Origin of the sequence: Nioella aestuarii, assembly GCF_050896395.1 — a bacterium.
Lineage (GTDB): Bacteria > Pseudomonadota > Alphaproteobacteria > Rhodobacterales > Rhodobacteraceae > Nioella > Nioella aestuarii.
The window spans coordinates 65,045-86,788 of record NZ_JBPBBA010000010.1 but is presented as its reverse complement, the minus strand read 5'-3'; the positions used below and the strand labels follow the sequence as shown (position 1 = coordinate 86,788).

The 21,744-nt window shown below is 61.4% G+C and carries 23 protein-coding genes; 4 read left to right on the top strand and 19 right to left on the bottom strand.

Translation table 11 applies throughout. From position 1 onward, the window contains the following. Positions 1-28: 28 nt before the first annotated feature. From ACROHD_RS08480 to ACROHD_RS08415, 14 genes are all read right to left on the bottom strand, one after another. Complete coding sequence (locus ACROHD_RS08480; RefSeq protein WP_432677178.1) at positions 29-934, bottom strand: MBL fold metallo-hydrolase; 906 nt, start codon at positions 932-934, stop codon at positions 29-31. 118 nt (positions 935-1,052) lie between these two features. Next, complete coding sequence (gene hemA / locus ACROHD_RS08475; protein WP_432677177.1) at positions 1,053-2,279, bottom strand: 5-aminolevulinate synthase; 1,227 nt, start codon at positions 2,277-2,279, stop codon at positions 1,053-1,055. After that, on the bottom strand, positions 2,276-2,710 hold the full coding sequence (locus ACROHD_RS08470; RefSeq protein WP_432677176.1) for a DUF302 domain-containing protein: 435 nt from the start codon (positions 2,708-2,710) through the stop codon (positions 2,276-2,278). The genes hemA and ACROHD_RS08470 overlap by 4 nt, the downstream gene beginning before the upstream one ends. Before the next feature lie 68 nt (positions 2,711-2,778). Continuing rightward, complete coding sequence (locus tag ACROHD_RS08465) at positions 2,779-4,041, bottom strand: FCSD flavin-binding domain-containing protein (protein WP_432677175.1); 1,263 nt, start codon at positions 4,039-4,041, stop codon at positions 2,779-2,781. Between the two features lie 58 nt (positions 4,042-4,099). Then, on the bottom strand, positions 4,100-4,774 hold the full coding sequence (locus ACROHD_RS08460; protein ID WP_432677174.1) for a c-type cytochrome: 675 nt from the start codon (positions 4,772-4,774) through the stop codon (positions 4,100-4,102). 5 nt (positions 4,775-4,779) lie between these two features. After that, a complete protein-coding gene (locus ACROHD_RS08455; RefSeq protein WP_432677173.1) occupies positions 4,780-5,820 on the bottom strand; it encodes a c-type cytochrome in 1,041 nt (346 codons plus the stop codon). Beyond that, positions 5,804-7,075, bottom strand: a complete 1,272-nt coding sequence (gene soxC, locus ACROHD_RS08450; protein ID WP_432677171.1) for a sulfite dehydrogenase — start codon at positions 7,073-7,075, stop codon at positions 5,804-5,806. The genes ACROHD_RS08455 and soxC overlap by 17 nt, the downstream gene beginning before the upstream one ends. A 50-nt stretch (positions 7,076-7,125) precedes the next feature. After that, positions 7,126-8,823, bottom strand: a complete 1,698-nt coding sequence (soxB, locus tag ACROHD_RS08445) for a thiosulfohydrolase SoxB (RefSeq protein ID WP_432677170.1) — start codon at positions 8,821-8,823, stop codon at positions 7,126-7,128. A 98-nt stretch (positions 8,824-8,921) separates the two neighbouring features. Further along, positions 8,922-9,770, bottom strand: coding sequence for a sulfur oxidation c-type cytochrome SoxA (gene soxA / locus ACROHD_RS08440; RefSeq protein WP_432677168.1), 849 nt, complete (start codon positions 9,768-9,770; stop codon positions 8,922-8,924). A 41-nt stretch (positions 9,771-9,811) separates the two neighbouring features. Then, positions 9,812-10,135, bottom strand: coding sequence for a thiosulfate oxidation carrier complex protein SoxZ (soxZ, locus tag ACROHD_RS08435; protein ID WP_432677167.1), 324 nt, complete (start codon positions 10,133-10,135; stop codon positions 9,812-9,814). A gap of 24 nt (positions 10,136-10,159) precedes the next feature. Further along, positions 10,160-10,582, bottom strand: coding sequence for a thiosulfate oxidation carrier protein SoxY (gene soxY, locus ACROHD_RS08430; protein ID WP_432677165.1), 423 nt, complete (start codon positions 10,580-10,582; stop codon positions 10,160-10,162). Between the two features lie 37 nt (positions 10,583-10,619). Then, positions 10,620-11,078 carry a sulfur oxidation c-type cytochrome SoxX gene (gene soxX / locus ACROHD_RS08425; RefSeq protein ID WP_432677164.1) on the bottom strand — a complete coding sequence of 153 codons (459 nt, stop codon included), beginning with the start codon at positions 11,076-11,078 and terminating at the stop codon, positions 10,620-10,622. Positions 11,079-11,184: 106 nt separating this feature from the next. Further along, a complete protein-coding gene (locus ACROHD_RS08420; protein ID WP_432677163.1) occupies positions 11,185-11,760 on the bottom strand; it encodes a thioredoxin family protein in 576 nt (191 codons plus the stop codon). Between the two features lie 22 nt (positions 11,761-11,782). After that, a complete protein-coding gene (locus ACROHD_RS08415) occupies positions 11,783-12,520 on the bottom strand; it encodes a cytochrome c biogenesis CcdA family protein (protein WP_432677197.1) in 738 nt (245 codons plus the stop codon). 81 nt (positions 12,521-12,601) lie between these two features. On the opposite strand from ACROHD_RS08415, the gene ACROHD_RS08410 reads away from it, so the two are divergent. From ACROHD_RS08410 to ACROHD_RS08395, 4 genes are all read left to right on the top strand, one after another. Then, positions 12,602-12,979 carry a thioredoxin fold domain-containing protein gene (locus tag ACROHD_RS08410; RefSeq protein WP_432677161.1) on the top strand — a complete coding sequence of 126 codons (378 nt, stop codon included), beginning with the start codon at positions 12,602-12,604 and terminating at the stop codon, positions 12,977-12,979. Between the two features lie 216 nt (positions 12,980-13,195). Next, positions 13,196-13,543 carry a metalloregulator ArsR/SmtB family transcription factor gene (locus ACROHD_RS08405; RefSeq protein ID WP_432677196.1) on the top strand — a complete coding sequence of 116 codons (348 nt, stop codon included), beginning with the start codon at positions 13,196-13,198 and terminating at the stop codon, positions 13,541-13,543. 35 nt (positions 13,544-13,578) lie between these two features. Continuing rightward, complete coding sequence (locus ACROHD_RS08400) at positions 13,579-14,631, top strand: YeeE/YedE family protein (RefSeq protein WP_432677159.1); 1,053 nt, start codon at positions 13,579-13,581, stop codon at positions 14,629-14,631. Between the two features lie 87 nt (positions 14,632-14,718). Then, positions 14,719-15,792, top strand: a complete 1,074-nt coding sequence (locus ACROHD_RS08395; RefSeq protein ID WP_432677158.1) for a hypothetical protein — start codon at positions 14,719-14,721, stop codon at positions 15,790-15,792. A gap of 128 nt (positions 15,793-15,920) precedes the next feature. Here ACROHD_RS08395 and ACROHD_RS08390 read toward each other — a convergent pair whose 3' ends face one another. The 5 genes from ACROHD_RS08390 to ACROHD_RS08370 all read right to left on the bottom strand — a co-directional run bounded on the left by ACROHD_RS08390 (position 15,921) and on the right by ACROHD_RS08370 (position 21,743). Continuing rightward, positions 15,921-16,643, bottom strand: a complete 723-nt coding sequence (locus ACROHD_RS08390) for an alanyl-tRNA editing protein (RefSeq protein WP_432677157.1) — start codon at positions 16,641-16,643, stop codon at positions 15,921-15,923. Next, positions 16,643-19,024 carry a DUF3772 domain-containing protein gene (locus ACROHD_RS08385; protein WP_432677156.1) on the bottom strand — a complete coding sequence of 794 codons (2,382 nt, stop codon included), beginning with the start codon at positions 19,022-19,024 and terminating at the stop codon, positions 16,643-16,645. Before ACROHD_RS08385 ends, ACROHD_RS08390 begins: the two co-directional genes overlap by 1 nt. A 6-nt stretch (positions 19,025-19,030) precedes the next feature. After that, on the bottom strand, positions 19,031-20,059 hold the full coding sequence (locus tag ACROHD_RS08380; protein WP_432677155.1) for a cysteine synthase A: 1,029 nt from the start codon (positions 20,057-20,059) through the stop codon (positions 19,031-19,033). 115 nt (positions 20,060-20,174) lie between these two features. Continuing rightward, positions 20,175-21,290 carry a gamma-glutamylcyclotransferase gene (locus tag ACROHD_RS08375; protein WP_432677153.1) on the bottom strand — a complete coding sequence of 372 codons (1,116 nt, stop codon included), beginning with the start codon at positions 21,288-21,290 and terminating at the stop codon, positions 20,175-20,177. Positions 21,291-21,299: 9 nt separating this feature from the next. Next, positions 21,300-21,743, bottom strand: a complete 444-nt coding sequence (locus ACROHD_RS08370; protein ID WP_432677151.1) for a TrgA family protein — start codon at positions 21,741-21,743, stop codon at positions 21,300-21,302. Position 21,744: the final 1 nt, after the last annotated feature.

Sequence of the window (21,744 nt, the reverse complement as noted above, 5' to 3'; positions counted from 1 at the left end):
ACCTCGCATCGCTGGTCAATGGGGTGTGTCAGATCTCCGGCACGAAACGATAGGCTCCGTCCATCCGCTCGGCCCGGCCAATGCCGCCACCCGGCAGGTGGAAGCCAATCAGCGTCATGTCATCGGCCACGATCCGATCCAGCAGCGCCAGACGGGTTTCCGCTGCCAACGCCTGATCCTGATCCGAACCAGAGGGCAACCCCGGCGCCTCGAACCCCACGTGGTGATTGCCGATGGCGTCACCCAGGATCATCATATTGCCGACAGCAAAGGCCATATGACCCGGCGTGTGGCCGGGGGTCAGCACGGCCGTGACACCCGGTAGAACCTCGTCCCCGTGCTCGAAACGCTCCACCATATCCCCCAGGATCTCCAACCGGCGCGCCGCTCCGATGACAAAGGCCTGGCGGGCCGTGCCGATCGTGTTGACCGTCTCTGGATCACGCCAATAGTCGAGCTCTCCCGCCCCCATATAGTGACGCGCATTGTAGAACATCGCCTCGTCGAAATCGTCCAGCGCGCCCCAAAGATGATCCGGATGGGCATGGGTAAAGACCACGTCGGTCACGTCACCGGGATCGACCCCAAGCGCATCAAGCGCATCCGGCAATTCCCCGACCGATGGCTGAAAGGCCAAACCGGACCCTGCGTCGAACAACACGGTACGCCCTTGCCCGCGCAGAAGCGTCACGTTGCAGGGCGGCGTCAGCGGCTCGCCCGCGGCCAGCCCGTGCCGCGCAAGGATCGGCGCCACCTCCTCTGCCGGCATGGGGCCCAGGATGAAATCCGCCGGCAGTACCAGATTGCCGTCACTTAGCGTGTCGATCTGCCAATCCCCAAGCTGCACGGACGCATGAAGCCAGCGCGGCATCACCGCCGCCGCCCCAAGGCCCGCCACCCCCGTCATCAGCATCCGTCGCGTGATCCCGCTCATTGCACTCTCTCCCATCGACAAGGGGTCTCTGACCCTTCTTCTTTGTGAAAATATTCCAAGGGGTGCGGGGGGGGGGATCCCCACCCGCGGATCGGCGCCGTCAGGCGGCGAAATCGCTCTATGCAACCACCCGTGCCAATGCACATTGGCTCCACAAATCATGCAGCGCCTCGGCCAGCCGGTCCACTTCGGCATCGCTATGCAAGGGGGACGGCGTAAAGCGCAGGCGCTCTTCTCCCTTGGGAACCGTTGGATAGTTGATCGGCTGCACGTAGATCCCGTAGCGGTCCATAAGAATATCCGACAGCATCTTGCACTTAACCGGGTCCTTCACCATGACCGGCACAATATGGCTGGGATTGGTCTGATGCGGGATGCCCATAGCATCCAGGCGCGCCCTCAGCCGGGCCACTTGCCGCTGCTGCGCTGCCCGCAAACGCGCCCCTTCAAACCCCTTCAGCACCCGGATCGACTCCGTCGCGGCCGCCGCAATCGCGGGTGGCAGCGCGGTGGTGAAGATGAAGCCGCTGGCAAAGCTGCGGATGAAATCCACCAGTGGGGCCGATCCCGTCACATAGCCACCGACAACTCCGAATGCCTTGCCTAGCGTACCTTCGATCAGCGTGACGCGATCCATCAGCCCTTCGCGTTCGGCAATGCCGCCGCCGCGCGGGCCGTAGAGCCCGACCGCATGAACCTCATCAAGATAGGTCATCGCATTATGATTCTCCGCCACGTCGAGGATTTCGGCAATCGGTGCGATGTCGCCATCCATCGAGTAGACGCTTTCAAAGGCCACGATCTTGGGCGCATCCGGGTCCAGCGCCGACAGCCGCCGGTCCAGATCTTCTACATCATTGTGACGCCAGATCTGCTTGTCGCAGCGGGCATGACGGATGCCTTCGATCATTGAGGCATGGTTGAGACTGTCAGACAGGATCGTGCAGCCTGGCAACCGCGATCCGAGCGTTCCTAGAGACGCCCAGTTCGACACATAGCCAGAGGTGAACAGCAATGCCGACTCCTTGCCATGCAGGTCTGCCAGTTCGCGTTCCAGCTCCACATGGGCATGTGTTGTGCCCGAGATATTCCGCGTGCCCCCTGCCCCGGCGCCACAGGCTTCTATGGTCTCATGCATGGCCTGAAGCACGCGCGGATGCTGACCCATGCCCAAGTAGTCATTGCCACACCACACGGTGACCTCCTGGGCCCCCGCCCCGTGGTTCCTTGCCTGAGGAAAGTCACCGCAACGGCGTTCAAGCTCTGCGAAAATGCGATAGTTTCCATCACCCTTCAGGGCGTCAAGCTGCGCCCTGAAGAGCGTATCGTAGCGGTCAGATGTCATTGACCGGCTGCCTCTCGCGCCAGTTCATCCAGCAGGGCCATTACTGGCGCCATAGACTCTTCCGGCATCGACCGGTAGCCGATCATGACCTCGCCCTCCATGCTGGCTATGAAGATGCCATAGGGGCAATTTGCGATGTTCATCGGATCGGCTTCCATCACCTGACGCGAGATCACGGCCGAACAGAAAAGATAGATATCGGCTTCGTCGAACAGCACCACGTCGCTTCCGGTATCCTCACGCGTGCGTTCCAGCATTTCGCCCACATGGCTGGTGTAGTCGATCACAAGGCCGCGTCCGACGATGGCGCTTTCCACGCCGAAGGCCGCATCCTCAAAGCTGCCATCGAAAGGATAGGTCACGGCCTGCTGCGCGAACGCGCCGGTGGCGGTGGCCGCTGTCAGGGCGGCTGCAAGAGCAAACTGTTTCATCTTCTGATCCTTTCCGGGTTCATGAAATGGCCCCGCAGCATCCTGCCGCGAGGCCGGATAGTGCCCCCTCAGCCGAACATGTCTGAGGTGATGGAGTCGTACCAGCCAATCGATTCACGATAGGTCTCTTCCCGGACCTCCTCGCTTTCTCCGACTTGGCTGATGAATGTATCGACCGCTTCGATCCGGTCTTCGCCCGCCTGATAGGTCGCCCCCACCTTGATGCCGTCATCGGTGCCGATGAGCGACCAGCAGGTGTTCGAGAACCGCGCCGGGAACAGGCGGCTATCTGTCAGCGCATGGCGCACGGCCATCGCGGCAACCTTGGCCTGGCTGTTCGCGGCAAAGCCCGATTTCGGCATCGCCCCCTGACGGGCGGAGTCGCCCAGGACATGGATGTTTTCATCCATCACCGACTGCATCGTCGCGGGCATGACCGTGGCCCAATCGCTTTCCGTCAGGGCCGCGTTTTGCAGGATGCTGCCCGCCTGCATCGCCGGGATCACGTTGCAGACATCGACCGCCTCAACCTGTCCATCGACGACAACTTCCATGCTGTCGGGACGGACTTCCACGCTGTCGCCGCCGAAATCGGGGCCGATCCGCTCGATCATGCCAGGATAGTGCCGCGCCCACCCATCTTCGAACAGCGCCTGCTTCGAGAAGGTTTCCTTCGGATCAAGAACCAGAATCCGCGCAGTCGGATTGTTCTGGCTGAGATAATGCGCAACCATCGACACCCGCTCATACGGCCCCGGCGGGCAGCGATAGGGGTTGGGCGGCGCGACCATGGCGAAGGTGCCGCCTTCTCGCATGTTTTCCAGCTGCGCGCGCAGCAGTTCGGTCTGTGAACCGCCCTTGTATGCGTGCGGCATCCGGTTCTGCGCGGCGGTGGACCAGCCGGGCACCGCGCCATCCTTGAAGTCGATCCCGGGGCTGACAATGAGCCGGTCATAGGGAACCGACCCACCCCCCGCGAGCGCCACGGTTCGCGCGTCGCGATCAATTGCTGTGGCCCAGTCGTGGACGACATTGATCCCATAATCGGCGGCCAGCGTGCCGTAGCTGTGGCCAAGCGACTCTATGGTGCGGAAGCCGCCCAGATAGAGGTTCGAGAAGAAGCAAGTGTAGTAGTGGCGCGTTGGCTCGATCAACGTGACGTCGATCATCCCGTCGCTGTCATTGGCGATGTAGCGCGCGGCGGTTGCCCCGCCTGCCCCACCACCGATCACGACCGCACGCGGCCGGGCCTGGCCAAGAACGGCGGGGGCGGCCAATGACCCGGCCACTGCTGCTGTTGTTCCTAGAAATGAGCGTCTGTTCATAAACATGTCGAAGCCTCCCAACTTCTGCTGTCGTATCACTCACCCATTCAAGCGGGTGTTGGCCCTATTCCTCCAACAGGGCGAAATAGGCCGCCAACGAGGCGATCTCCTCGTCGGTTAGTCTTGCGGTCACCGTGGTCATCACCTGATGGTCCCGATGGCCGTCGCGGTAATCATGCAAGGCGAGAATGAATGCTTCGGGCTCCAGCCCGGTGATCACCGGGATACCCTCATCGCTGCCGCTTGCGCTGTGGCAGGCCACGCATTCGGAGGACAGGTATTCGCCGTATTCCACGTCGCCCTCGATGGCGAACACTTCGGGCGACAGCCGCCCTAGTTCCGAGGAATGAACAACCGGCGCATCACCAGTCAGATAGGCGATCACATCCATCCGGTCCTGGAGGTCCGGCACTCCACGAAAGCTCATCCTTGATCCGGGGATGTAGCCGCGCGGATCCTGCAAAAACCCGTCCAGGGTTTCCACCGTCCAGATCAACCCGCCCTCCCCCGCTTCGCGGATAGCGGGGGAATAGCGCACGCCCTCCAACGAGCCTGCAACGCGTCCCACGACGCCGAACAGATTGGGGCCGGTGCGGGACGGACCATCCGGCTCTGCCACGTGGCAGGAATTGCATTGCCGGAACAGAACCGCGCCGCGTTCCGCGTCACCCTCCTGCGCCAGGGCCACGGGGGCCCCGGCAAGGGTTGCAAGGATCGGAAGCAGGACCCTGCGCACCATCTGGCTTACTCCACCGAGCGGAGGTATTCGATGATGGCGGCACGATCCGCCTCATCTCCGACCCCACGGAAGGCCATCCGCGTGCCGCGCATATAGGCGCGCGGGTTTTCAAGGAAGGCGTGCAGCTCCTCCGGCGTCCAGATCAGCCCTTCATCGGCAGCCGCCTGCATCGGGTTGGAGTAGCGGAAGCCTTCCACCTGGCCGGCTGCGGCACCAACGATGCCCGTCAGCAATGGCCCGGTCCGGTTCTGCGCCCCCTCACCGACCTGGTGACAGCTGGAGCATTGACGGAACAGGCGTTCACCAGCTTCGGCCAATTCCATGTCGATCGCATTGGGATCTTCGGCTGGTTCCTCTGCCGCAGCTTCTTCACCCGCTTCCGCCCCACCAGCTTCGCGCGCTTCACGCGCAGCGGCGTCATCCGGGGTCACATCAAGGATGTTGGCCCGCATGGTGATTTCCACGCTTTCAGCACAATCCGTCATGCAGACCTCTCGCGCGCCCCAGAGCGGGCTTTCTTCGCGGTCATCCATGTAGAACCCGTCCACATTCGGCATTTCGATGTCGCCGAAATTCTCGTTGGACAAGACGAACTCATCATCCGTCACCACATCGTTCATGTAGAGAAGGAAGGCGGTGATCGCGTAAACCTCGTCATCACTCAGCGACTGTGCGTCGCCAAAGGGCATGGCGCGGTGCACATAGTCCCACACGGTCGAGAGATACGGCCAGTAGGAGCCGATGGTTTTCAGCGGATCTTCCGAAGCCAAAGATCCTTGCCCGCCCGCCAAAGGCGGCCAACGGCCAGCACCTTCAGCAAAGTCACCATGACAGGACGCGCAAAGCTCGAGGAACACTTCCTCTCCGTCCAGAACCGACCCCGATCCTTCTGGCAGGCCAAGCCCGTCGGGGCGAATGTCGATATCCCAGGCGGCGACCTCTTCGGGCAGCGCCTCTCGGCCCAGGCCATAGGTCTGTGCGCTTGCCGCTGCCCCAAGGGCCGTCAGCGTGGCGGCGGTCAGCAGAAACTTAAGCGATTTCGACATTTTCAACGCTCCCGTCGGCTGCCACGGCGTAGGTCTGAATGCCGTTATTGTGGTAGATGGAGTTCTCGCCCCGCACTTCGCGCAGCTCGTCCTTGGTCGGCTGCACATAGCCGGTGCTGTCATGCGCCCGGCTCTGGATGATCATCGGCGAGCCGTCCCATTCGAAATCGTAGTAGAAGCGGTGCAGCGACTTGTCCCAGCTGGGACCGTCCATGCGGGCCTCGTGCCAGTTGATGCCGCCATCCAGCGTCACATCCACGCGCGGGATGGTCCCGCGACCGGACCACGCCAGACCGGTCAGCACCATCTGGCCGGGGCCATGAGTGATGGGCTTTTGCGGGCTGGGGCTGGTGATGATCGACTTGGCGTCCATTTCCCAGGTAAAGCGGCGCGCGCGGCCATCTGCGAACAGGTCGGTGTATTTCGACGTCTCTTCCCGGTGGTGCCAGGGCTGATCACCGACCTCAAGCCGTCGCAGCCACTTCACCCACATATTGCCTTCCCAACCGGGGACGACCAGGCGCACCGGATAGCCTTGTTCGGGGCGCAGCGCTTCGCCGTTCATCTTGAAGGCAACCATGCAGTCATCCAGCGCTTTTTCCATCGGGATCGAACGCGTCATCGCCGAGGCATCGGCGCCTTCGGCCAGCAGCCATTCGCCCTCTGGCTGCACACCGGCCTCTTCCAGCAGGGTCCGCAGGCGAACACCGGTATACATGACGTTGTGGATCATGCCGTGGGTGTATTGGCAGCCATTCAGCTGCGCGCCACGCCATTCCATGCCAGAGTTCGCCGCGCATTCGAGGAAGTAGGCGCGGTTTTCACGGGGGAAGCGCATCAGGTCTTCCAGCGTGAAGACAAGCTCGCGATCCACGAGACCGTTGATCATCAGTCGATACTGGGCCGGGTCGATTTCCGCGATGCCACCGTGGTGACGCTCAAAGCAGAGGCCATTGGGGGTGATGATCCCGTCCAGTTCATGGATGGGCGTAAAGTTCACGGAAGAAATCGGATCAGCCGTCAGCCATTCCACATTGCGGCGCACCACATGCGCCTCGTGTTCCGAGGGATGGCCATAGGGCCGCGCATCGACGCCTTCGCCAAGGTATCGCGCCCAGGGCTGCACCTCGGTGATCGCCGGATCGGGCGCATCTGCCCGTGCTGCGGTTCCAGTAATGGCTGCTGCCCCGGCCACGGCGGTTCCCGCAAGGAACCCGCGCCGGGTCGTGCCGTTATTGTGGGGGCTGTCGGTCATGTCCGTCCTCCGCTCAGCTTCGTCTGTAAATCTTTTGTTGCTCATTTCATTCAGCCCCCGGTCACGATCACCGACTGGTTGGGCGGAATGTCCACGGTGCCGACGCGGCGGATATAGGCTTCGGCCACTTCCCAGATCGGCGGGCCTTCGGTGCCCTCGTTCACGCTGGCCCATCCGGCAACCGTGTAGGTCGAGGCAGGGTCGATCAGCTCACCCGTGCGCAAAAGGGTCATGTCGCTGATCCGGCTGCCCTGCGGTTGGCTGATATCGATGCGGTAGCCCATGCCACCAACGCGAACCATGTCACCGCCCTGCTGGTAATAGGGATCGGTGTTAAACAGGTTGTCGGCCACATCTTCCATGATCGTGTGGATCAACTCGCCCGTCATCTCGCTGCGATAGCAATTCGGATAGCTCATCGCCGTAGCGTTAAAGAGCTCTTCCTTGGTGATGTCCTGCCCCGCGGGGACGCTGGTGCCCCACCGGAAGCCCGGCGACAGCGCGATATCGGCGTCGCGTTCTCCCAGCATCGCCTGGCACAGCAGATCGTCCCAGGTGCCGTTGAAATTGCCGCGACGGTAAAGCGTGTTGGCGGTCTGGCCCAGAACCTCGCCCAGTTCCGCCTCGTAGGGGGCGCGTTCCGCGTCGATCAGCGCCGCCATGTCGGCATCGGGGGTGATCACGTCCGAGAATATCGGGATCAGGCGATAGCCATAGCCCTGCACCCCGCCGTCGCGCACGTCGAGGTCGAGGCGGCTGACAAACTTGCCGTGGCTGCCGGTCGCGATGACCAGAGTGCTGCCCACCACCACAGGTTCGGGCAGCGCGTCATGGGTGTGGCCGGTCAGGATCACGTCGATGCCGGGCACGCGGCTGGCCAGCTTGCGGTCCACGTCAAAGCCATTGTGGCTGAGCAGAACGACCACCTCGGCCCCTGCCCCGCGCACTTCCTCGACCATCTCGGCCACGCGCGCTTCGCGGATACCGAAGGACAGGTCCGGGAACATCCAGCCTGGGTTGGCGATCGGCATGTAGGGGAAGGCCTGCCCGATCACGGCTATGCTGACGCCGTTCTGTTCGAACATCCGGTATGGCTCATAGGCCGGTTCGTCCCACATGGAATCGAAAATGTTCGCGCCCAGGAACGGGAAGTTCATCTCGTTCTCGACGATCTCTGTCACCCGGTCGATGCCAAGGGTGAATTCCCAATGCGAGGTCATGGCGTCGACGCCAAGCGCGTTCATCGCGCGGACCATGTCGCCGCCATTTGTCCGAAGCGCGGTCAGCGAGCCTTGCCAGGTATCGCCACCATCCAGGAGCAGCGCACCGGGGCGTTCCGAGCGGATATGGTTGACCACGGTCGCAGCCCGGTCGAGACCGCCCATCCGACCGTAATTCGCCGCCAGAGCTTCGAAATCGCCGTAGCTGAGCGCATAGGCCTCGGGGCTGCCGGGTTGGATGTTGTACAGGTTCAGGAAATCCGCGCCGGTCACGTGGGGCGGCAACCCGTTCACCTCGCCCACGCCCAGATTGATCTGTGGTTCGCGGAAATAGATCGGTTTCAGCTGCGCATGGATGTCGGTGATATGGATCAGCGTGACATTGCCCACGGCCTCCATGTTCAGCAGGTCATCTTGGGTCATCAGGCGCTGTTGGGCAGCCAGGCGGCCCCACCGTCCGGTGCCAGAGGCCCCCAGAATGGCAGAAGCTGCAACCGAAGCCTGGAGGAATTCGCGGCGGGAAATCATGCGTCAGTTCCGTTTTGCAAGCATGTGGGCATTGACCCCCCGGCCAGTGGCCGGGGGCTATCTTCGTGTTTTCAAGCCCTTAGCGGGTCTTCTTGATGTCAGTTGCGGACCGAGGGGGCCTCGACCGACAGACCGTTCCCGCGCGAGGAGACGTAAAGCTCCAGCGCTGTCAGCTCATCCGAACCGCGGGCGAAACTGGTCGCACGCGTATCGTTGATGCAGCCACGCAGGCGGCGATGGATGGATCCGACACCGGCCCATTTCAGGCGGTAAACCGGAAAGCCGTTCAGTTGGCCCTGAGACAGGTGGTCTGCCCGTAACATCGTGCCATAGTTGTCTTCGTGGCAGTTGGCGCAGGACAGGTTCAGCTGGCCAAAGCGGGTGTAGTAGAGATCCCGGCCCTGTTCCCAGTATTCCTGGGCGTCGCCGTCTATCTGCACATTCATCGGCAGGCCGCGCGACTGGTACGAGATCATGGTTGTCATCGCCAGCATCGGGCCGCTTTCCCAGCCCCAGGCCTCGGCGCCCATTTGCTCGGTCCGGCAGTTGTTGACGTAGTCTTCCATCGCCCACAGCTCGCCGTCTGCATTGACACGCGGCATCTGTGTGCGGACCCCGGCCATCGACTCTGCGTCGCCGTGACAGGATGCACAGGATTCCCCGGCCTCGCCATCCACCTCGTTCCACAGGTCCAGGCCCTCGTCGACGAACAGCATTCCGGGGTTGTCAAAGTCGTCCATCTGGACGGCCTGTGTTTCTGCCGATCGGAAGACCCAACCCGAGATGATCTCGTCGACATATTCCATATGCTCGGGCGCTTCCGTCCGAGTGACGAACACCTGTCCGTCAATCACCAGTTCGGCGCTTTCGTCACCGAGAGCAGGTGCCACCATTACGGTACCGGCAAGCAGTACCGCCATCGTGGCTTTGCGTGCATTTCCTGGCATCTTGGTCCTCCCTAATATTCTGGTTTTCTGGATGCCAGCGATCAGAAGCTTTGATCGTCGGTTGCCGTGTAGACATCCCCATCATCGTCATACCACGTGAAGGTAAACGTGCCGGGTTCGGGCACGGTGGCGTCGAACTCGAAATAGGGGTTGGTCGATACAGCCGGTTCGATCGTCACGTCGATCACCATCTCGCCGTTATATTCGGCGGTGAAGCGGTTGATGATCTGGCGCGGGATCGTGTTGCCATCGCCGTCGCGGCGCTGGCCCGATTCCATCGGGTGGCTGATCAGGGTTTTAACTTCGACAGTTTCTCCGGCCTCGGAGGCATTGTCGACACGAACGCGGGGGCGTACACCTTCCATGGGTCTCTCTCCTGCTCTCTTCGCTCAGCCGCCGCAGCCGCCGATGGTGACTTTCACTTCCTGCGCAACCATCTGGTAGCTGCCATCAGCCATCTCGGCCACGGCCACCACATCCTGGGTGCCGGCAAGACGGATCCGGGTCGAGGCGCGCGAAACGGCGGCCAGCGGCCCAAAGGCGAAGGTCACAACGCCGGGGCTGGGATTGCCGGCTGCGAAAATGGTGATACGGGTGGCGCCTTCGGCCTCCACCTCTACGGGAACGGTGTTGCCGTTCTCAGCGATCTCGGGCGCGGTCAGGATGACACCGCCCTCTGCTGCTTCTGCACCGCCGGTGAAGGCAGCCATTGCATCATCAAGGGCCGTTGCCATGGCCGAGCGTGGCAGGACACCCGCCACGGCTGCGGCGCTCATCGCCGTGATCAGCGCTTGTCTGCGCGTCAGGTTCATATCTGTTTCCTCCTGGATCTCTGGTTCGTCCTGCGGGTCAGTCCTGAAGCGTCATCAGGTAGGCGACGACGTCCTCCACCTGCTGTGCCGACAGGATCGTCTGACCCACGAATTCTTCACGCGGGCGAATGAACCCCTCGTTCACGTAGAAAGCGGGCATGATCGTATCGGGGAACACGTTCTTAGAGTTCACGATAATCCCGCGAAGGTCGGCTTCGGTCCAGCGGTCGCCGACCCCGTCAAGCATCGGGCCCACCTCACCATGGAATGGCTGATCTTCCATGTCAGAGTTTTGATGACAGGCGAGGCAATTTCCAAGACGGCGCCCTGCAAACACTTCGCGGCCAGCCGCAGCATCGCCCGGTGCACCGGTCAGAGAGGCCTCGACCTCACCATATTCGCCAAACACCACGTCCGCTGGCGCAACCTCGTCCGCGAAAGTCGGAGCGGCTATCAAAAGCACGCCAGCTGCAAGAGCTGTAAGTTTCACGTCCATTCCTCCCGTTTGTATTCTTGTGGACACAATAGGGTGCTGGGACGATTCCTTGCAACAACAAATTCGAATTTATGAATTCAACGTATCGAACTCTTGCCGGCAAGCCTCACTCGATGATCCCCATTTCTGCAAGTCTTCTCGCATGATAGCGCTGGAAACCCTCGTCACCGTCATAGCCATGTTCCTGCACCCAGTTGAGCAGGTTGAAGGTGGTCCAACCGCCAAAAGCGCCTGGCATGGTGGCCACGCTTGCCTGAATGGCGGTCTGATTTTCGGGCACCTCCTCGGGCATGAACATCAGAGTCGGCGTAAACAGAATGCCCCACCGGCGGGCTATGTCGCGCTCACTCATCACCTCGCCGTCAAAGTCGGTCACCTCAAGGCTGCCATGCAGGTTGAGCCGGATCACGAAGAAGTCCTCATCCAGCATCGTCGCGATGTTTTCACGCGAAAAGACGTTCTCGTGCATCTCGTTGCAGTAGATGCAGCCGCGCTGTTCAAAGAGGATCAGCAACCGTTGGCCATTGCTATTCGCATCGCCCAGATCTTCACGAAGATCGAGAAAGGTCTCCTCGATCCATGGTTCCACATGCAGGCCGTTATCGTCGAGCTCTGCCATCACCGGCAATGCCATCGCGACACCTAAGGCCAGACCCGCAATTCCTGAAATCCACCGATTCATGCAACGTTCCTCCTGAACATGCTCATCCAATGCCCGTCCAGTCCGGGCCATAATCAATCATCCACTGCGCCACGACATTGACGGAATCCGTGGCGATCAGCACCGCGAAGAGGATCAGCAGCACGCCCATCCCCTTCTCGACCTTGCCCATGTGGCGGCGAAAGCGCTGCATCCAGCGCATGAACGGCCCCACGAAAGCCGCCGCGATGATGAAGGGCAGCGTCATCCCAAGCCCGTAAACCATCAGCAGCATCGCGCCTTTCGTTGCGGTGCCTGCATCGGCTGCCGTGAACAGGATCGCGGCCAGAACCGGACCCACGCAGGGTGTCCAGCCAAAGGCGAAGGCCAGCCCGATCACATAGGCCCCGACGATACCGCTGCCGCGTTGCACCTGATTATCGGCGCGCAGCTGGCGGTAAAGGATCCCAATCTTGATCACGCCAAGGAAATGCAGACCCATGGCAAGGATGATCGCCGCCGCAATCCAGCGCAGCACCGGCATTGCATCGCGCACCGCCTGACCGAAACTGGACGCGGCCATGCCGAGGGCCATGAAGATGGTCAGAATTCCAAGGCTGAAGGCTATCGCGGGAATAATTGCCTGACGGCTTGCACCACGGCTTTCGCGGGCGGCGGCCAGATCATCGGCACTCATCCCCGCCATATAAGACAGGTAGAACGGCACGATGGGTAGGATACAGGGTGACAGGAACGACAGTAGCCCTGCCAGGGCCGCGCCACCAAAGCTGATGTCGAACACGCGCCTGCCCTCCCCCGCACTTGCCATATTCACACATTCAAAATACATTATGTGTAAGAGGCGTCAATCATGAGTATGCCAATGACTGCCAGGATCTTTGCCACTGCGCTTGCCACCTTCGTGGGCCTGACGACATTTGCCGCCGCAGATACCGCGCTTGTCATGGTCGAACAGGATGGCTGCATTTATTGCAGCCGCTGGCACGCGGATGTGGGTGAGATCTACCCACTGACAGAATTCGCTGAAACCGCTCCTCTGCGTATCGTCGATCTCCAAGACCTGCCAGAAGACCTGACCTTTGCGGCCCGCGTCGTCTTCACACCGACATTCGTTCTGTTCGAGGGCGGACAAGAAATCGCCCGGGCCGAGGGCTATGTGGGAGATGAGCTGTTCTGGATGCAAATGGAACTGCTGTCGCGTCAGCTCACAGAGCATCGCGCAGCCGCCGTATCGCAATGAATGCCGCTCTGCCATATCCACTGATCGGCGGGCGTAGCAACCTTAGCGTGCATCTCACAAATTGCCCAATCTCCAGTCAAGCATCAGAGAAATCGCTCGCATTTTGCCTGAAAAGCTTTGTAAACGCTGGACTAATGCAGCTCAATCGGTCCATATGCCTAGCAGTCGCACCAAATGGCGCAACCGACCCGGTCAAACTGGAATGGACGACGATTTATGGGGCTCCCGGCGCAGCTAGCGGACCTTGAGGACGACGTGATGGAGCGGCTTGCCCAAAATGCAACCGAAGCTGCCCAGTTGCTCAAGGCTGTCAGCCATGAAGGCCGCCTGATGATCCTGTGTCACCTTGCCACCGGAGAGAAATCCGTTACCGAACTTGAACAGTTGCTGCATGCGCGCCAGGCTGCCGTGTCTCAGCAACTGGCGAGGTTGCGGTTGGAGGGGCTGGTGGCAACCCGCCGCGAGGGTAAGTTGATTTGGTACCGGCTGTGCGACGAACGCGCGGTGAGAATTCTTGAACTCGTCTACGAGATGTTCTGTAGTCCCGAGAAACCGGAGGCCTGACCGAAGGTGGCTCGGAGCGTTTGGGAGGACGCCTGATGCCAGAGATTTCCGACGCCGGACTTGCCGCCCTGATCGGGCTGGCGACAGGCATCATCCTTGGAATTGCTTCGCGGATCGGGCAGTTCTGTTCGCTTGCTGCGATCGAGGACGCCACTTTCGGCGGCAATGACAACCGGCTGCGCATGTGGGGTATTGCGCTTGCTGTGGCGGTCCTTGGCAGCCACCTGATGATGGCGGCGGGGCTGCTGAACCCGGAGGACGTTCATTACCTGAGCGCGTGGACCATCACCGGAGCGATTGTGGGCGGTCTTATGTTCGGGGTCGGCATGGCGCTTGCCGGCAATTGCGGCTTTGGCGCTCTGGCCCGGATCGGCGGCGGCGATTTCCGCTCGGGCGTTGTGGTGGTGACGATGGGGATTGCGGCCTATGCCACCATTTCTGGCCCGCTGGCGCAGCTGCGACTTGCCCTGTTTCCAAACCAGACGTCTGAGACACCATCAGGCATCGCCCACTTGATCGAAACCGGCACCGGCCTGCCTCCTCTGGCGACGGCGGCTATTGTCGCTGCAATCCTGACGGGGCTGGCCCTGCGCGGCACGGATTGGTCCCAGTTTCGCGTCCATGCCATCTGGGCAACGATCGTGGGCCTGACCATCGCCGGCACTTGGGGGCTGATGCAATGGCTGAATTTTCATAGTTTCGACGCGATCCCGGTCGTGGACCACACCTTCGCCGCCCCAATCGGAGAAACGATCCTCTACGCCATGACCTCTAGCGGATCCGCCCTGACCTTTGGCATCGGATCGGTCGTGGGCGTGGTTGCCGGGGCCTTTCTTGGCAACACAAGGCTTGGTCATTTCCGGTGGGAAGCGTGCGACGACGCCCGTGAACTGGGCCGTCAGCTTGTCGGCGCCTCGATGATGGGTGTCGGGGCCGTTCTTGCGGGGGGCTGTTCCATCGGACAGGGTCTATCCGCTTTCTCGGTGCTCAGCGTCTCTGCCCCGATTGCTTTGATCAGCATATACGCAGGTGCGCGCATCGGGCTGCATTTCCTGATTTATGGCCAAGGTTTCCGCAATGCGGACTAAGCGTTTCCCCGGAAACCTTTGTCATCCGGGAATAAATCCCTAAGCTCTGCCCATCCGGGGGCCTTTCGGGGAACAAGGCAGGCGCAAATGGCAATTGACTGGAACAAGGAACGCCAGAACGGCTTTGTCCTGCTGGCCATGCTGGCCTGGCTGATCGGCGCCAGCCCGCATCTGATGGGGTGGGCCCTGTCTGGGATGCCCCCCGATGCGCTGGTCTGGAACATGACCCACTATCATGTGAGCTATCAAGAGTTCGGCTTTCTGCGCCGTGGGCTTGTGGGCTCTGCCATCGCCCCGATCTTCGCGGCGCTTCCTGATGGGGGCCTGGCCGAATACGGCGTGATGATGGGGCTTGATCTTATTATCTGCCTGGGGCTGGCGCTGGCTGCCTCTCGCCTGTTCCTGCCGGTGTCCGGCGCAATTCCCGGCCAGCGTTTCTTTGCCGCCGCGGTGCTGATTGCCCCGGTTGGCATGATGCAGTTGGGCTACGACATGGCGCGGCTCGACCATGTGAATTTTGTGCTGATTGCACTCGCTGTGGCGGCGGTTCTGAAGGGGCGTGCGTGGCTGGCGGCAATCCTGGTCACGCTCGCGATGCTGGTCCATGAGGCGGTGCTGTTCTATGGCGTTCCGGTTGTCTGTGCCTTGGCTCTGCGGAGGTCGGTGATAGATGCCATCACCATCGCCCTGCCTGCCCTTGCCGCGGCTGTTGCGCTTGTGCTTTGGGGCGGGACCGAGGCTGACCTGGCCGCAGCCCTGCCACCCGAAGCCAATCTCGCCGCATCTGTCTGGAGCCGGGATTTGTTGGAACCTGCCCGTGGCTTCGCACCGCTTCACTATCTGATTGCGGCCTATGCGGCGCTGGTGCCGTTGCTGCTGCTTTATCGTCACTACCGGCAAAACGGCGCTTCACTGGACCTGCTCTTCCTTGCCCCGGTCGCTACCCTTGCGCTCTTCGTGCTTGGTGTCGACTATGGACGCTGGTCCCATTGCCTGTTCTTTGCGGTCTTGCTGATCCTGGCCGCAGCCCCAATGCTAGACCGTCAGCGCGGCGCAGACCTTGCGCCTCTGCCCGTCAAGATCGCTATTGCGCCCTGGCTTCTTCCGCTTGGACCGATCGGCATCGCCCTGCTCTACCCGTTTATCCCTTGGATCGTCTGATCTTTCCTCGGGGGCGAACTACCTTTGGAGGGGGTGCAAAGGGTGCAGCCCCACCGTCGGCACGCTGAGGGCCCCATGAAAAGGGGGCTGGAGACGGGACTTTCCCCGCCCGATACCCGCCCCATGGATCACTCGGCCAGAATAACACTCACCCGGCGGTTCTGACGGCCCTTCTTCTCGATCTTGCCAAGGGTCACTTTGCCGATCTCCCCCGTGCGCCGCACATGGGTGCCGCCGCAGGGTTGCAGGTCGATCTGGCTCTTGCCCTCTTCGCCGATCCGCACCAGCCGCACCCGGCCAGCACCCATGGGAGGCATGACCGACATCGTCTTGACCAGCCCCGGATTGGCTTCCAGTTCCGCGTCCGTGATCCAGGTCTCAGTAACTGGCAGGTCGCGGTCAATGAGGGCATTGAGCTGACCTTGAAGGATCAACTTATCGTCGGGCGCCTCTGGCATGTCGAAATCGAGCCGGCCTTTTTCGGCGGAGATGGCCCCGCCGGTAACGGGCAGCGGAATGACCACCGACAGAAGGTGCAACGCCGTGTGGACGCGCATATGGGCAAATCGCCGGTCCCAGTCGAGCCGCTGTTCCACCTTTGCACCGACGGGCGGCAGTTCGCCCGCCTCGGCGGGGACCATCACGATCTCGCCGTTCTCACCCTTTACCGTGGTGGCGATGCGCAGCCGGCCACCAGCCCAATCGAGCGTACCGCTATCTCCCGGCTGCCCTCCCCCCTGCGCATAGAAAAGTGAGCCATCCAGAACCACGCCGCCCTCGTCCGTGATCCGAACCACCGTGCCGGGTGAGGATTTGCGATAGGCGTCTTCCATGAATAGCTGCTTGGTCATCAGGGCTGCTCCTCTTGCGGGGACGTGTTCGTGCCGCCTCCGTCGTCTTCATTCTCCGCCCCGGTCAGGGCGGTTGTGGTCTTCAACGCATCGGGATTGCGGATCCAGATATCGCGCTGTGCGAAGGGGATCTCGATCTTCGCGTCTGCAAAGCGCTTGGCAATCTCGTGGTTCATGTCGCTTTTCACGCTGAGCATCCAGTTCACATCGCGCAGGATCGCCCGGATCTCGAAATTCAGGCTGTCAGCACCAAAGCCCTGGAACACGATATTGGGCGGCGGTGTCATCAACACCATCGGATGCGCCTCGGCCACCTCGCGAAGGATCGTCTCGACCTGCCGCGTATCCGTGCCATAGGCCACGCCAACCGGCACGATCACCCGCCCGGTCGCATTGTGGTGGGTCATGTTGGTGACAACACCGGAAATCAGGTCGGCATTGGGCACGATCACATCGGACCGGTCGAAGGTTTCAATCCGGGTGGAGCGGACCGAGATTTCACGGACATAGCCTGCCGTTGACCCGATCTGGATCCAGTCGCCCTCCTTGATAGGGCGTTCGACAAGCAGGATGATGCCCGAGACGAAGTTCGACACGATGGCCTGAAGACCGAAACCGATGCCAACAGACAGGGCACCGGCGACAATGGCGATAGAGCTAAGGTCGATCCCAGCTACTGTAATGGCGATCAACGCCGCCAGGAATATGCCCACGTAGCCAGTGCCGGTCACGACCGCATTACGCCCGCCCGCATCCAGTTTGGTTTTGGGCAGGACGGAATTGCGCAGGGTGCTCTGGATCAGACGGGTCGCAGTGTAGCCAATCACAAACACGATCGCGAAGCTGAGAAAGCTGCGCGGGCTGATATGGATTCCGCCAAGGTCGAACCCAAGGATCAACTGTTCCCACAGATCCAGAAGCTGCGCCTGCCGCATCCCCCAGATCAGCGCAAAGAGCGGGACCGACGCCAAGGTAAGAAGAAAGCCGATCAGCGTCGGTGTCAGGGCCTCATCCAGCCCTTCCTGCCGACCAGTCAACGCGCCATAAACGTTCGCCACCAGCCGCTGCAAAACCCCCAGAAGCGCCAGCAGAGACAGCGACAGAACCGCCGGAAACAAGAAACTGGATCCGGCGGTGAAATACCCTACCCCCGCCAGAACCGGCCCCGCAAAGCCAAGCAGCACAACCGCACGACCGATCAGCCCGAAGATGCGTGTGCGCAAGCTGGCGGGGTCTTCAACCCTGCTCTGGGCCTGAGCGTGCAGGATCAGGAACCGCCCCAAACGGGCCAGCAGCAGACCTGTCAGGATCACCACCGGGAAGAAGATCACCAGCCGTTCAGCAGGCTGGAAGCCTTCGCTTTCAGCAATCGCATCCATAAGCTGAGACACGCCCATCAACAGGCCAAGCCACCCCGCTGTGCGCCGCCCCCTGGCCAGCCGGAAATCTGGCAGGTTCAACGGCCGTGCTGCGGATTCTCTTGCTGGAAACACCTGGCGCCCGATCCAGATGGCGACCGCGACGGTAATGGCAATCTGCGGGATCGCTGCAAGGATCACGGATCCGCGCAAACCCACGAAACTGCTTTCCTCGATCGCCTGCGCAAGCGCGATCACCCCAAGCGCCGGCAACCCGTGCTGAGCCATAGACAGGAAGAACACCGATAACCGCGCAGTGGGAGAGCTTTCCTCCAGCTCCACCGGGCGGCGCATTATCCGGCCAACCCAGTGCCAGCCTCGCAGGATCAGCACAATTCCTGCCAACAGATAGAGCAGAACCAGCGGGATGTTTTCACTGAATTCCGCCTGATAGATAGGCGAGCTCCAGAGCCGCAAATTCTCTGTCGCAAGGGCATTGAGATAGGCAAAAACCGCCGAAACGGCCGCTGGCCAGTTGGCCGGATTGATCGGTGATGGCTCCAACGTCAACAACGCGCCTGCCTGCCGCGACGCCAACAGCCGGTCAATCTCACCAATCAGGCCCTGCGCGCGGCGCAATTCCGCCTCGGCCCGGCGGCCGGGCGCTTCTGCTTCGGCCAGCCGTGTGCCCAGATCGGCCCGTTGTGCTGCCAGGGCATCAGGTTCGGCACTGCCATCCTCAGGCACTGGCCCAAGCGCCTCTATCTGCGCGCGAAGTGTTGCAATACGGGCTGAGTTGGTGCCCGACGCCACGCGAAACTGTTCTCGGAATTCAACGAGTTGAGCGCGAAGCGTTTCGAAGGCGGGGTCTGATGCCCGCTCGGCATCAATCACCCCTTCCGCCCGGTCAGCGGTTTGGGTCCATAGATCGTAATCCGGCCCGACGGGTGTGTCCTGCGCCGCAGCAAGGCTGGCAAATGCAGTCAGGAAAACCAGTGCAAGGACAAAAAGCCTGCGTGCCATGTTCGCTTACTCGAACACGGACGGCAAATCGCGCGGGGCGGCATCAAGCCATGCAGGCACCGGCAAGCCCTTTTCGCGCAAGAAGCCGGGGTTGAACATCTTTGATTGATAGCGCGTGCCGTAGTCACACAGGATCGTCACGATGGTGTGCCCCGGACCCATTTCTTGCGCCATGCGCACCGCGCCCGCCATGTTGATAGCCGATGATCCACCCACGCAAAGCCCCTCTTCGGCCAGCAGGTCATAGGCCAGCGGCAATGCTTCCGCGTCCGAGATCTTATAGCTCATATCCGGGCGGAAGCCTTTCAGGTTCGCCGTTTCGCGCCCCTGCCCGATGCCCTCGGTGATCGAGCCGCCTTCGGATTTGAACTCGCCCGTCGTGTAGAAATTGTGAACGCCCGAGCCATCCGGGTCCGCAAGGCCGATCTTCACGCCCTTGGGTTGCAGCGCCATGCCAACACCCGCGATGGTTCCACCAGAGCCTACGGCACAGATGAAGCCATCGACCTCGCCGCCGGTCTGATCCCAGATCTCAGGCCCTGTTGTCTCGATATGCGCCTGACGGTTCGCCACGTTGTCGAACTGGTTGGCCCAGATTGCGCCATTTGGTTCCGTCGCGGCAAGAGCGTTGGCCAGCCGTTCCGAATAGCGCACATAGTTGTTGGGGTTCTTGTAGGGCGCTGCCGGCACCTGCACCAGCTCTGCGCCGGCCAGACGGATCATGTCCTTCTTTTCCTGGCTCTGCGTCTCGGGGATGACGATGACCGTCTTGAATCCCATGGATGCCCCCACCAGCGACAGGCCAATGCCCGTGTTCCCGGCCGTGCCTTCGACAATCGTGCCGCCCGGTTTCAGATCGCCGCGCGCGATGGCGTCGCGGATGATGAACAGCGCGGCGCGGTCCTTAACGGATTGGCCGGGGTTCATGAATTCGGCTTTGCCCAGGATCTCGCAGCCGGTGGCATCGCTCAGCCGGTTCAGACGGATCAGGGGCGTGTTGCCCACGGATGCTGCAAGATCTTTGTTGATGGTCATGTCCGATCACTCCGCGGATATCGTTCAACCGCCAAGCGCGCGGCCTCATGTGTTCAAAAGGGATAGGCGCGCACAGCGCCAAACTCAAGCAGGTAGCGGTGCAATCGGCATGTGCCTATGCGCGCAACCGGTCACGATTCAACATCAGCCATTGTACCGACATCACCATGGGCGCGTTCACCAGCTCGCCTGACTCCAGCATTTGAACCAGCTGATCATAAGGCACCAAAAGGTTCCTTATGTTTTCGCCTTCGCTTTCCAACCCGCCCACGGTCTTGCGGTCATCGGCCAGCGACGCGATGCCAACATAAGACACAAGGTACTGTGCAATGCCACCCGGTGACGGGTAGTAACCCGCAACCTTATGCAATGCGCTCAACTCGATATGCGCCTCTTCACGGGTTTCGCGATAGGCAGTGTCTTCATAGCTTTCGCCCGCATCGACAATGCCCGCCACCGGTTCCAGAAGCCACGGCTGCGGATCGCCCTGCGCATAGGCCCCGATACGCAACTGCTCGATCAGCATCACCATGTCGCGCACCGGGTCATAGGGCAGCACGGTCACAGCGTCGCCCACGTTAAAGATTGCACGGGCACCTGTGTCAGACCATTGGCCATCAAAGCGGCGGAACCGGGTTTCGTATTCTTCGACGGCAAAGAACTTTTCATAGGGGAAATCGAGCGAGGACAGCTCAATATCGTTTCGTGTCAGGGGGCTGGACACGGTTACTGGTCGCCGTCTGTTCTGCGCCATCACGTAAGACTGCGCACGGGCGCGGATGATCGGAAAGCGTGCCGCAACCTGTGACGCGGTTTCCCGGCCAAAAGCCCGCATGACCTCGGCCGCAGCGATGAGTGTCAAAGCCCCCCACCGGTCGACCCAATCCTGAAGTTGCCAATCTGCACCGGGCTGCCAAGGGGCATCTTTGGGCATGAAGACACGGGCAGGAACCGGGCCATTTGCCCCTTGCGCTGTAATCTCCACCAGATCGTAGGAAAAGGCGCCTTCGTAGAAGTTCAGCCGGGCAATGTCCTGATCTGTCAGCCCATGGGCCAGCACGCCCTCTGCCATGCTGCCCGCATCTTCGACCAGCATGGGGAAACTTTCCGCCTCGGCCCAGGCCACGCGATAGCCGGGCAATTGGGCGGGCTCTGGTGTGAGGGGCCGGCCAAGGACAACATCCAGCAGCGGCTGATGCCGCAGCGTGCCAAAGAAAAACAGCGGTGTCATTGGATCAGGTCAGCTCCAGCGGCGGTTTACAAACTCGGTTACGACCCCCGCAACCGCGCCTCCCCCGAACAAGATGATAAGCGTGGGCACCGCCGTCAAGACGGACAGCCCATAATCCATCAAAAGCTCCAACGCCGCGATGACCGCCTCACCGGGCCCGTCATAGCGCAGACGGGTGGACCTGTAGAACATCTCGAAGATGCCAAAGATCGCCACCGCCCAAAAGGCGATCATGAAAGATGTGCGCACCCCGGTGGTGATCGCCATGGAGATCCCCTCGCCCACATTGCGCCCCATGGTCATCCAGCCCTGCCCGATGCCAAGCACGGTCACGATCGGGATCAGCCAGAACCGGGGCTGGCCCGGAGGCAAGGTCTGCGCATAGGCATCCGCCGCAAAATAGCCGACAATGGCAAACAGAACGGCGGCGACGAGTTTGGCGGTAGTTGGCATG